This is a genomic window from Longimonas sp. (assembly GCF_040409695.1).
Taxonomy (GTDB): Bacteria; Bacteroidota; Rhodothermia; order Rhodothermales; family Salinibacteraceae; genus Longimonas.
In genome coordinates, this window is sequence record NZ_JARWGJ010000085.1 from 1 (window position 1) to 10,470 (window position 10,470).

Genomic DNA, 10,470 nt, shown 5'->3' on the forward strand with positions numbered 1-10,470 from the left:
TCCACAGCTTGTCAACGTACGCGTTCAGAATCGCCACAATCATGATGGCCTCGCCACGCGGGTTGTTGGCCTGCTGCAAAAGACGGTCGGCAATCCGCATCGCATCGGCATGGCGGCCCTCGCCGATGGCGCTCTGCAGCTCAAACACATTGAACTCGCGCGTCTGCCCGCTGGCGCGCAGCACGTCATCGGTCGTAATCTCATCGCGCTCCCCAATGAACGTCTCCAGCTTATCGATCTCGCTGACCGCCGTCTGCAGATCCGTGCCCACATACTCAGCCAGCATCTGTACCGCACGTCCGTCAATACGCAGCCCGCGCCCCTCCACATGGCTCTTGATCCACCCTGGAATCTGGTTGTCGTAGAGCGGCTTGAAGTGCGACCACGTGGCGTTTCGCTTCAGCGCCCGGTACGGATGCGCGCTCAGGTTCGGCTTCGTGGTGCACAAGAGCAGCACCACCGCCTGCGGATTGGGTTGCTTGGCGTAGCTTTTGAACATGCGGTTGTTCTCCAGCTGCTCAAACTCGCGCACGATTACCACGCGCCGCTCCGCCATCACCGGGTAGCCCTGACAGATGTTGACGACCTGCGAGGCCTCAGCCTCTGAGCCATAGATCAGGTCGAGGTTAAAATCGTGCTGCTCCGGCGGCAGGGCATGCTCAATGAGGAGCTCCTGCAGCTCGTCCATCAAAAACCCCTCCTCGCCAAAGAAGAAGTAGAGCGGATCGAAGTTCTGATGCCGAAACTTCGTCGCCAGCTCGTTAAACGACGGACCCGTGTTCTTCGCCATTAGGTAGGTGGCAGCAGATGAAAAGCAGTACGCTTACTTCGGCAGGTCTTCCTCACGATCGGAGAGATGAGCATGGTGCAGGCGCTGTGCTACCGTGCGCAGGCGTTCTGTATCGTTCTGGAGGATGCGGTGCGTCCAGTCAAAGACGGTCAGTTCATCGCTATCCACCTCCACGTTGCGCCCCCACGTGTCGAGGTCGCCCGCGCGCAGGCTCTCGACCAGCTGCTCGCGGGCCTGTTTCACGCGGTCGAGCGTGTCCTCAAACGCCCCCTCGGCCCAGCTGTGCTCGTTAGCCACGTCGAGCGCCTCCCGCGAACGAATGCGCGGGAACGCACCGGACTGTACCATCTCGGCGGCCGGGCGCCGTACGCGCTCGTCGAGATGGGCGATGAACGCATACACTTCGATGATGGCGAGCGTGTCGGGCGTCGGGCGCTCAACGAGCAGCTGCACCGGAATGCGATCAGCATACATGCGCATCCCCTCGACCTCCTCTATGAGCATCGCCAACTGGTCGAGCAGCGACGTACGCAACGACGCGGCCTGCTCGGGCGGTTCAGAATGAGTCGCAGCCATAAAAGACAGTGGGAACGGGCGTTACAGAAGCAGCGAATGCGGTAGACTGCAGTAAATTGTAAAAGACAAAAGACCGCAGCAGCCGTACCAGAATGCAATTACTGAGGCGCGTGCTCTGTAACAGGCGGCCCCTGACGGTCGCGTGGCGACCAGTCTTTCTCAGGATCGGTGGCGCGGGCATCGTCGCGAAGGTGCGTCGTCTGCAGCTCGTCCATGCCCTCGTCAGCCAGCCAGTCCAGGAAATGTTGGTCTTTTACGCTGTGCAGGTTATTATCCGCCTGAAACGACCACTGCTGCCCAAACTGCGGATCCTTGTACTGGTCGAGGTACTCCAGTCGGTCTTCCATCTGCTCCTTGGGCTTGAGCAGGCGCGTGAGGTCGAAGATCGCCTCGTCGCGGCTCTGGAACGTCATGTCGTACTCCTTCGACATGATGATAGCCTCTTCGGGGCACACCTCCTCGCAGAAACCGCAGTAGATGCAGCGGAGCATGTTGATCTCGAACCACTCGGGCTCGCGCTCTTTCACGTTATCGACCTCTTTCGACTGCATCGAGATCGCCATGGGCGGGCAGGCCCGTGCGCACAGGTTGCACGACACGCAGCGCGGACGTCCATTTTCCTCTACGAGCACGGGGCGCCCGCGGTAGCTGTCCGGCGGGTACCACTGCTCTTCAGGATACTCGATCGTATACGTATCCTCATGCGTAATTTTGCGCAGCGAGAAGCCGAGCCCCTTAAAGAGCTCAGGGATGTACAGATTCTCCCAGAAGTTGAGGGTGCGCTCATCGCGCGGTTCGTTCGAAGACGGGCCAGCCATGGCAGCGTAACAGGTTGATCGGTGAAACAGCGGGGGCTATAGCGCGGCACTACCGCACATAGATTCGACGAGAAGCGCGGCACGCGGGTTTCCAGTACGTGTCGCGCAGCACCGGACTTGCTCAGAGATTTAGCATGACTCTTCCCGGCGCACAGACAGGATGGTGCACAGCAGGATCAGTTCATGCGCGGGTCATCGGGAAACGTGGAGAGCAGCGCATACTCGCCGCCCATCGCCCGCATCACCTGCGACCAGAGCACTTCCGGGTTGGTCTGAAAAACCCACTCGGCGCGTCCTTCTGTGAGGATCCAGCCGTCGTCTTCCTCTACCTCGCGGGCGAGCTGTCCGGGCGACCATCCGGTGTAGCCCAGAAAGAAACGAAGGGCGTCGGTATCGGGCTTCTCGTTTTGCACGAGCGCTTCAACCGAGTCGTAGCTGCCGCCCCATTGCACCCCCGGAAGTACCGAGATGCTTTCGGGGATGGCGTCGGCATAGCGATGCACAAAATGCAGCGTCTCACGCTGCACAGGCCCCCCAAGAAACAGCTGCGGGTCGTGCACAAAGTAGTTATCCATCACATCACCCAGATGCAAGTCAGTGGGCTGGTTCAAGACCAGTCCAAAGCTGCCCTCCGGCGTATGGTCGCAGAGCAGTACCACGGTACGGCGGAAGTTGGGGTCTTGCATCACGGGCGCTGAAACCAGAAACGTTCCGGGAGTCAGCGTAGACGAAGCGTCGGACATATGGATGCGTAGCGCGGTCGGAAAAGAGCGAATAGATGGTGCCATACGCACAACTGTGCGTACGTTTCCACCAAACGGCTCATATTCGAGCGGGCTCAACACCGCGAGCACCAGCGAACCACGTGCCACCACGCTGTATCTTTCCGTCTGCTCTGTGCTTTGGGGGCTCTGTGTCCTCTGCACATTGCCCCTGTCATGCTATTGCACCTGTCATGCTGCAACCGGCTTGGGCGTCGTCTCAGTAGTGTCAGGGAGATCCACTTCTGTGCCTACGTCGAGCGGCGGCGTAAATCCGCGCAGGCGCAGCGCATTGCCCAGCACGAAGAGGCTCGACAATCCCATCGCAGCGGCGGCGAACATCGGGTTTAGCAGCACGCCAAGCACGGGGTAGAGCGCCCCTGCTGCTACGGGGATGAGGAGCGTGTTGTAGATAAATGCCCAGAACAGATTCTGCTTGATGTTGCGCAGCGTAGCGGTGCTCAGTGCATGGGCATTGGCCACACCCCGCACATCGCCGCTCACGAGAATGATGTCGGCGCTCTCCATCGCAATGTCAGTGCCGGTGCCAATCGCCAGCCCGACATCGGCCTGGGCCAGCGCAGGTGCGTCGTTGATGCCGTCGCCGACAAACGCGACCATCCCTTCGTTTTGCAGACGCGTTATCGCATCCACCTTTTCATCGGGCATAACCTCAGCATGCACCGTATCGATGCCAAGCTCGTCGGCAATGGCCTGTGCCGTGTGACGGTTGTCGCCGGTGATCATCGCTACGCGTAGCCCACGCTCATGCAGCGCGTTGATGGCCTCGGGCGTGGACGGCTTAATTGTGTCGGCAACGGCCAGCGCGGCGACAAGCTGTCCGTCGAGGGCGGCGAAAAGCGGGGTTTTGCCTGCGTCGGCCCATGCAGAGGCGGCATCTGCCAGCGCATCCACCGAAAGGCCGAGCGATGCCATGTAGCGGTCGGCGCCCACCTGCACCGCATGCCCATCCACTGTGCCCGATACGCCCATTCCCGGCTCAGCCTCGAAGTCAGACGGGTCGGTAAGCGACAGGCCCTCTTCTTTCGCGGCACGCACAATCGCTTCCGCTATCGGATGCTCAGATGCCTGTTCGAGGGAGGCGATGAGGCGCAGCGCCTCGCGCTCGTCGATACCTCCCGGCGCGCCCGCCTGCACCGTAATATCGGTTAGCTCGGGCATCCCCTTGGTGAGCGTACCGGTCTTGTCGAGCGCAACCGTGGTCACCTCCTGCATCTGCTGCAGCGCCTTCCCTTCACGAAAGAGCACGCCCATCTGAGCCCCCTTGCCGGAGCCGACCATGATGGAGGTCGGCGTGGCCAGTCCCATCGCACAGGGGCATGCAATGATGAGCACGGAGACCGCTGCGACCAGCGCCATCGAAAGCGCCGGGGCGGGGCCGACGATAAGCCACGTCACGAAGGTAAGTGCTGCAACCGCCATCACCGCTGGCACGAAGTAGCGCACCACGCGATCCGCCAGGTCCTGGATCGGGACCTTCGACGCCTGCGCCGCCTCGACCATCTCGATGATCTGCGACAGCACGGTATCGGCCCCCACACGGGTTGCCTCAAAGCGAAAGCTCCCCGTCTTGTTGATCGTGCCCCCCACGACCTCGTCGCCCTCCGACTTCTCTGCAGGCACGGGCTCGCCGCTGATCATGGATTCGTCTACGTACGAGGCCCCCTGAATAATCGTGCCATCCACCGGAATCTTCTCGCCGGGACGCACGATCACGGTGTCGCCGGGCATTACATCCTCAACCGGGATCTCGTCTTCGATGCCGTTGCGCACCACTCGCGCGGTGCGTGCCTGCAGCTCCATCAGCTGCTGCATGGCAGCGCTTGTGCGGCCTTTAGCAACAGCCTCCAGGTACTTCCCAACCAGGATCAGCGTAATGATGACGGCCGCCGCCTCAAAGTACACGTGGGCCGTACCCTCCGGGAGGAGGTTCGGTACGAACGTGGCAACTACCGAGTAGCCATATGCCGCCGAAGTCCCGATCATCACCAGGGTGTTCATGTCGGGGGCGGCTGCGCGGAGGGCCGGCCAGCCTTTCTTGTAGAAGCGCAGGCCGGGCCCGAACTGCACAACCGACGCCAGCGCAAAGAAGATCACGTAGAGCGTCTGCTCCGACATCAAGCCCATGACCCACTCCTCAAACGGCGGGATCCACATCGTGCCCATGTCCAGAATAAACAGCGGAATTGTGGCCGCGGCGGCGATGGCAAGCGCTCGCTTTAGCGCGGTGCGCTCCTGAGCACGGGCATCACGCTCCGCATCCGCCCGGCTTTGCCCTTCGGAGGCCTCGATGATGTCGTAGCCAGCCTCTTCAACGGCGCTGCGCAACGCATTGCGGTCTACGCTTCCTGGGGGATGCGTAACGGTGGCGCGGTTGGTCGCCAGGTTCACCTCAACCTCGACAACGCCCGGCACGGCGCGCAGTGCGTCCTCAACGCGCCCCACGCAGGTGGCGCAAGTCATGCCTTCGACCGTGAGCGTAGACGTCGTGGTAGGCACCTCGTACCCGGCCCCTTCAATTGCATCGACGAGCGATGGGGCATGGGTATCGCTGCGTGCATGTATCGTAGCACGATTGGTCGCCAGGTTCACCTTGGCCTCGTGCACGCCGTCGAGGTCACGCACGGCATCCTCTACGCGCTGCACACAGGCAGCGCAGGTCATGCCATGCACGGGGAGCTCAATGGTACGGACATCGGTTTTGGTGGACATAGCAGCTACGGAGCGAAGTCGAGGAAAAAGCCGACCGGGCGGGTGCTTCAGGTCAGGTCATCTCAATGGATACCAGTTCGAAGCCGGCATCGTCGATAGCGGCGAAGAGCTCGTCGTGGGCGACTTCGGTGTCATCGTACTGCACACGGGCCTCGCCGATGCGCACGTCGTCTACGGCCACACCGTCAAGCGCCGTTAGCGCATCGGTAGCCGCTTGAACGCAGTGGTTGCAGCTCATGCCGTCGATTATAAGTGTACTGGTGTGCTTTGCCATGGGTGGGTGCGAGTGGTTATTGAATTTGTTTATAGAGAAGGTCCATCACCTCATCGTAGGTGCGCTCCGCCGCATCGGTATCGCCCGAGCGCAGTGCATCGGTAACGCATGTCTCCAGATGGTTGCGTGTGATCACCTTGCCCGTGGCGCGTAGCGATTTCTGCACCGAGCTGATCTGGTTGAGGATGTCGCCGCAGTAGCGGTCGTCCTCAACCATGCGCTGCAGGCCGCGCACCTGCCCCTCAATGCGGCGTAGACGTTGCAATATAGCCTCACGCTTTTCGTCATCCATCTGCATAACATTGGGCACTTTGTGTGTATGATCACGCGCTTTTTACCCTACCCCTGTAGGGTATGTTTCTTAAACCTGTTCCGAACACTTTCGGGATCACTCATATCCCCAGCGTACCATTATCCCCAGCGTACCATGCGATGAGAAAGCACGGCAGCCCAGCCGGTCCACCCCTCAGTCGCTGGCGCGACAGCTTCCCTCTCCAGGGGATCCCCTCTCCAGGGGAGCGATTGGAGGCGATGCCCTTCCGTTCATCCCCCTTTGTCGAAGGGAGACTAAGGGGGGGGCCGGCTCCGACGATCTCGGCCCTATGACAATCATTTACCATTGAACCGCTACCCGCAAAGGTACTGCGGGAGGTCTCGTGGATTGATCTTTACGTCTTACACTCGGTTACCGCCACGTGTGGGGTTGCATTAGCGCGATACGACAGATAGATTGATGCTGATTTACTAATCTCGTATTCACTCGTAGTTGATGGTAACCGGTATGGCACGTTCTGTAGTATCACAGGCGCTTGCGGCAGGGCTGGGAGGGGCCCTCATTGCCATTATAGGATCTGCTGCTATCGTTGCAGCGCTGGCAGGGCTGCCCACATCGTTTGTAACCTATGCAGCAGGAGCCGGCTTTGTCTTGCTCTGGGGCATCAGCGTATCGCTCGCGCTGCAAGCACGCTCCGGAAAAGGCGCCTGGCGCAAGCTTGTGCTGCTATCCGCTCCCTTTCTGCTCTCTCTGCCGCTCTCCATCACGCTCTATATGCTGGGTTTTCTGTCGATTGATGCAGACGCCACGGGCCTTGTAATGACAATAAAACGCATGCTCGTAGGCGGCGGCTTCGGGTCGCTCGTTGCCGGATTTGCAGGATTCTTTCTTGGCTTTTTGGCCTTAGGCATCGGACTGCTCTTCAAGGACGATTAGGCAGCGCAGATAATATAAGGCGCGGCGCGTCCACCCGGCACGCTCGGCCGCGACCATGCTGCGTATCGCACTCATATCAATGCGGGTAGGAACGCTCAATTCGCTGTGCGGGTTACTACAACGTATACTCACGTTCCCATCCTTCTCGCATATGCCTCCCCTGCCTGCCTCCTTGCGCGCTCTTGCGGCCCTCATGCGCACCCGTCGTACGGTAGTGCTCAGCGGTGCAGGCATCAGCACCGAGTCGGGCATTCCTGACTACCGGGGGCCCGACTCACCACGCCGCGAGCGTGCCCCCATCTCGTATCAGGAGTTTGTGGGGGATGGACACGCCCGCCAGCGCTACTGGGCCCGTAGCAGCGTAGGGTGGCCCCGCTTTACCCGGGCACAGCCCAATGCCGGACACAGAGCACTGGCCCGGTTGGAGTCAGCCGGGTACGTCAGCGGCGTGATCACGCAGAACGTAGACCGGCTCCACTACCAGGCCGGCAGCCAAGCTGTTGTAGAACTGCACGGTGCCCTCGCCGATGTGCGCTGCCTGCGCTGCAGCCTGCGCCTCAAGCGGACGGCCCATCAGCGGCGTCTGCTGCAGGAAAACCCAAACTGGCCTCCGCCCGCTGCCACCCTTGCCCCCGATGGCGACGCGGTGCTTCCCGACGCCCAAACCCGCTCGTTTGCTGTGCCCGGCTGCCCGCGCTGCGGTGGCGTGTTGAAGCCCGATGTTGTGTTCTTTGGCGAATCGGTGCCGCGTAGCCGGGTCGATGCGGCCTGGCGTCTCTTTGACGATGCCGATATGCTGCTGGTCGTTGGCTCTTCGCTGGCGGTCTATTCTGGCTTTCGCTTTGTGCGCCGCGCGGCCAGCGAATCACGCCCCGTTGGCATCGTAAACCTCGGTCCTACACGCGGCGATGCCTACGCTCGTCTCCGACTGGAAGGCCGTACCGGTACGCTGCTCCCGCACCTCTCTGACCTGCTGGTGACGTAGCATGGAATGGCACAGCCCGCTCTATTTCTGGCTGCTCCTGGTTTTGCCTCTCGTGGCAGCGCTCTTCTACCGGGCGCGCCAACAGCGCAGCCAGCTACAAGCTTACTTTCAGATACCCAATGCGGTGCAGCAGGCCATGACACGGCGCCGCCTCATCAAGGCTGTTGCTGTGGTGCTTGCTACGGGACTGATCGTGCTTGCGCTGGCTCGCCCTCGGGTAGGAGGAGCCGAGCGCGAGGTGGAGCAGCGCGGCCTTGACCTGGTTGTAGCCCTCGACCTGTCGCACTCGATGCTTGCCGAAGACGTTGCGCCCTCGCGCCTGGCACGGGCACGCAACGAAGTTCGGCGCGTGCTCGACCAGCTTGCTGGCGACCGCGTGGCGCTGGTCGTGTTTGCCGGAACGGGTATCGTGCAGGTGCCCCTCACGACCGACTATGCCGCCGTGCGGTCTGTTCTTGGCGCTGTGCATCCCGATGATATGCCCGCGCCGGGCACGAACCTCGACGGGGCCCTGCAGGCCGCCCGGCACGCTCTGGAAAACGCTCCCGCAGAGCAACGCCCCGACGTGCCCCCTCGTGCCCGCGCCCTTCTCCTTCTTTCTGACGGCGACTTTCGCGACACGCATGTGGCGCAGGCGGCTGAGCAGACGCGCGACATCGCCGTGTTCACTGCAGGAGTTGGTACCCCGGCTGGCGGACGCATCCCACAGTACGATGATGAGGGCAACCGTACCGGCTGGATGCGGAGCGACACCGGCGCGCCCATCACCACGCAGTTGCACCGCGACGCGCTTCAACGCCTCATCACGAGCCCTGGCACCTACTACGAACTAGGCCCCGCGTCCGGATCGCTCGATTCATTTGTCGACGACCTGCGTCCGCTGGAGCGCTCGCTCATTGGCATGGAGCGGTTTGATGCCTACTACGAGTGGTTTGTGCTTCCACTGGCGCTGGCACTCGGCCTCCTGCTGATCGACACGATGCTCCCTGTGCGCCTGTCCGCACCTTCTTCCTCGGCCCCCTCGGACCTACCTGTACGCGACACATGACTATCGCGCGCTGGCTTCTTATTCCACTCCTGTTCGGTGGCCTCCTCTCGCACGGCGGCGACGCCGATGGGCGGCGGGGCAATACGCTGTACGAACGCGGCGCTTTTGCCGAAGCCGAACAGGCCTATCGCGAGGGGCTCACCCGGGTGGATGCGAGCGATAGCACCCGAAACGCGGCACTCTATCATAACCTGGCAGCGGCCCTGTATCAGCAGGAAAGGTATGCGGAGGCGGATGAGACTTTTCAGAATGCACGCGATTATGCTACCGATGTAGATGCACGCGTTCGCATCCATTACAACCAAGCCACTAATGCAGCACGTGCTGGCAATCGAGAGGCTGCGCTCCGTCACTACCGCACCACGCTACGCCTCGACCCGTTACACGACGACGCGCGCCACAACTACGAGGTGCTGATGCGCCAGCAGCCGCCCGCCCCTGGACGGGCCGATACGCCCGACGTGGATCCCTCTGACTATGCGCAGCGCCTGAAGCGACGGGCCGAGGCGCTGGCCGCGCAGCGCGACTACAGCGCCGCGCTTATGCTCATGCAGGAAGGGCTGGCGCAAGACTCCACCGTAGCCGCCTACCAGGACTTTATGGGCCGCCTGAACACCATTACCGCGATCGACCGGAATGCCGAGAACGACGTTCAGCTCGATCGTCCGTAGCGCCGTTGGCATTGTGTGCCGCGCATGGCTATGTTACGACATTCACACACTGCTTTTTAATACCCCACCCTTATGCTACGATACGTTTGGATTCTTTTTATTAGCGCAGCAGTACTTGCTGGATGCGGAGCAGAAGAGCCCGCTGACATGGAGGGTGCCGAAGCCGAGGCTCCTGCCACGACCGAAGCCACAGACGAGGCACCGCAGGATCTTTTCTGGAGCCGACTTGAGTCGCTCTGCGGGCAGGCGTTTGCTGGTGAGGCGCTCGACGCACCGGAAGGCGACGACACGTTCCACGACGAGGAGCTGGTCATGCACGTACGTCAGTGCTTTGACGACGAGATCCGCATTCCTTTTCACGTGAGCGACAATCATTCGCGCACCTGGATATTCACGCAGACCGATGATGGGCTTCGCCTGAAGCACGACCACCGCAACGAAGATGGCTCGGAAGAGGAGATCACGCAGTACGGAGGCGACACCGAAGCAGAAGGCACCGCCATGAGCCAGTCCTTCCCTGCCGATCAGTTCACAGCCGACCTGCTTCCTGCAGCCGCATCAAACGTGTGGACGGTGGAGGTGACCGATGAAGCCTACACGTACA

12 protein-coding genes are annotated in these 10,470 nt (G+C 61.4%); 5 read left to right on the forward strand and 7 right to left on the reverse strand.

Annotation, left to right across the window (positions count from 1 at the left end; genetic code table 11):
• From holA to PPP56_RS05445, 7 genes are all read right to left on the reverse strand, one after another.
• Positions 1 to 790, reverse strand: a 790-nt coding sequence (holA, locus tag PPP56_RS05415; RefSeq protein WP_353563013.1) for a DNA polymerase III subunit delta, incomplete at its 3' end; no start/stop codon positions are given.
• A 33-nt stretch (positions 791 to 823) separates the two neighbouring features.
• Entirely contained in the window at positions 824 to 1,366 is a 543-nt protein-coding gene (locus tag PPP56_RS05420) for a hypothetical protein (RefSeq protein ID WP_353563014.1), read from the reverse strand.
• 98 nt (positions 1,367 to 1,464) lie between these two features.
• Positions 1,465 to 2,184 carry a NuoI/complex I 23 kDa subunit family protein gene (locus tag PPP56_RS05425; protein WP_353563015.1) on the reverse strand — a complete coding sequence of 240 codons (720 nt, stop codon included), beginning with the start codon at positions 2,182 to 2,184 and terminating at the stop codon, positions 1,465 to 1,467.
• 176 nt (positions 2,185 to 2,360) lie between these two features.
• Positions 2,361 to 2,927, reverse strand: coding sequence for a YqgE/AlgH family protein (locus PPP56_RS05430; protein ID WP_353563024.1), 567 nt, complete (start codon positions 2,925 to 2,927; stop codon positions 2,361 to 2,363).
• A 210-nt stretch (positions 2,928 to 3,137) separates the two neighbouring features.
• On the reverse strand, positions 3,138 to 5,678 hold the full coding sequence (locus tag PPP56_RS05435; RefSeq protein ID WP_353563016.1) for a heavy metal translocating P-type ATPase: 2,541 nt from the start codon (positions 5,676 to 5,678) through the stop codon (positions 3,138 to 3,140).
• A gap of 52 nt (positions 5,679 to 5,730) precedes the next feature.
• Positions 5,731 to 5,952 (reverse strand): heavy-metal-associated domain-containing protein, encoded by a 222-nt coding sequence (locus tag PPP56_RS05440; RefSeq protein WP_353563017.1) that lies wholly within the window; start codon positions 5,950 to 5,952, stop codon positions 5,731 to 5,733.
• Positions 5,953 to 5,968: 16 nt separating this feature from the next.
• On the reverse strand, positions 5,969 to 6,244 hold the full coding sequence (locus PPP56_RS05445; protein WP_353563018.1) for a metal-sensitive transcriptional regulator: 276 nt from the start codon (positions 6,242 to 6,244) through the stop codon (positions 5,969 to 5,971).
• Positions 6,245 to 6,733: 489 nt separating this feature from the next.
• Here PPP56_RS05445 and PPP56_RS05450 point away from each other — a divergent pair, with 489 nt between their 5' ends.
• The 5 genes from PPP56_RS05450 to PPP56_RS05470 all read left to right on the forward strand — a co-directional run.
• Positions 6,734 to 7,162, forward strand: coding sequence for a hypothetical protein (locus tag PPP56_RS05450; RefSeq protein WP_353563019.1), 429 nt, complete (start codon positions 6,734 to 6,736; stop codon positions 7,160 to 7,162).
• A 151-nt stretch (positions 7,163 to 7,313) separates the two neighbouring features.
• Positions 7,314 to 8,147, forward strand: coding sequence for an NAD-dependent protein deacetylase (locus PPP56_RS05455; RefSeq protein ID WP_353563020.1), 834 nt, complete (start codon positions 7,314 to 7,316; stop codon positions 8,145 to 8,147).
• Between the two features lies 1 nt (position 8,148).
• On the forward strand, positions 8,149 to 9,195 hold the full coding sequence (locus PPP56_RS05460) for a VWA domain-containing protein (protein ID WP_353563021.1): 1,047 nt from the start codon (positions 8,149 to 8,151) through the stop codon (positions 9,193 to 9,195).
• Entirely contained in the window at positions 9,192 to 9,866 is a 675-nt protein-coding gene (locus tag PPP56_RS05465) for a tetratricopeptide repeat protein (protein ID WP_353563022.1), read from the forward strand. Before PPP56_RS05460 ends, PPP56_RS05465 begins: the two co-directional genes overlap by 4 nt.
• A gap of 72 nt (positions 9,867 to 9,938) precedes the next feature.
• Positions 9,939 to 10,470 (forward strand): hypothetical protein (locus PPP56_RS05470; protein ID WP_353563023.1); only part of this gene is annotated, 532 nt, incomplete at its 3' end.

Excerpts from the sequence above, each read along its gene's own strand:
- PPP56_RS05420 (WP_353563014.1), bottom strand. The coding sequence starts at position 1,366 with ATGGCTGCGACTCATTCTGAACCGCCCGAGCAGGCCGCGTCGTTGCGT.
- PPP56_RS05425 (WP_353563015.1), bottom strand. The coding sequence starts at position 2,184 with ATGGCTGGCCCGTCTTCGAACGAACCGCGCGATGAGCGCACCCTCAAC.
- PPP56_RS05430 (WP_353563024.1), bottom strand. The coding sequence starts at position 2,927 with ATGTCCGACGCTTCGTCTACGCTGACTCCCGGAACGTTTCTGGTTTCA.
- PPP56_RS05435 (WP_353563016.1), bottom strand. The coding sequence starts at position 5,678 with ATGTCCACCAAAACCGATGTCCGTACCATTGAGCTCCCCGTGCATGGC.
- PPP56_RS05440 (WP_353563017.1), bottom strand. The coding sequence starts at position 5,952 with ATGGCAAAGCACACCAGTACACTTATAATCGACGGCATGAGCTGCAAC.
- PPP56_RS05445 (WP_353563018.1), bottom strand. The coding sequence starts at position 6,244 with ATGGATGACGAAAAGCGTGAGGCTATATTGCAACGTCTACGCCGCATT.
- PPP56_RS05450 (WP_353563019.1), top strand. The coding sequence starts at position 6,734 with ATGGCACGTTCTGTAGTATCACAGGCGCTTGCGGCAGGGCTGGGAGGG.
- PPP56_RS05455 (WP_353563020.1), top strand. The coding sequence starts at position 7,314 with ATGCCTCCCCTGCCTGCCTCCTTGCGCGCTCTTGCGGCCCTCATGCGC.
- PPP56_RS05460 (WP_353563021.1), top strand. The coding sequence starts at position 8,149 with ATGGAATGGCACAGCCCGCTCTATTTCTGGCTGCTCCTGGTTTTGCCT.
- PPP56_RS05465 (WP_353563022.1), top strand. The coding sequence starts at position 9,192 with ATGACTATCGCGCGCTGGCTTCTTATTCCACTCCTGTTCGGTGGCCTC.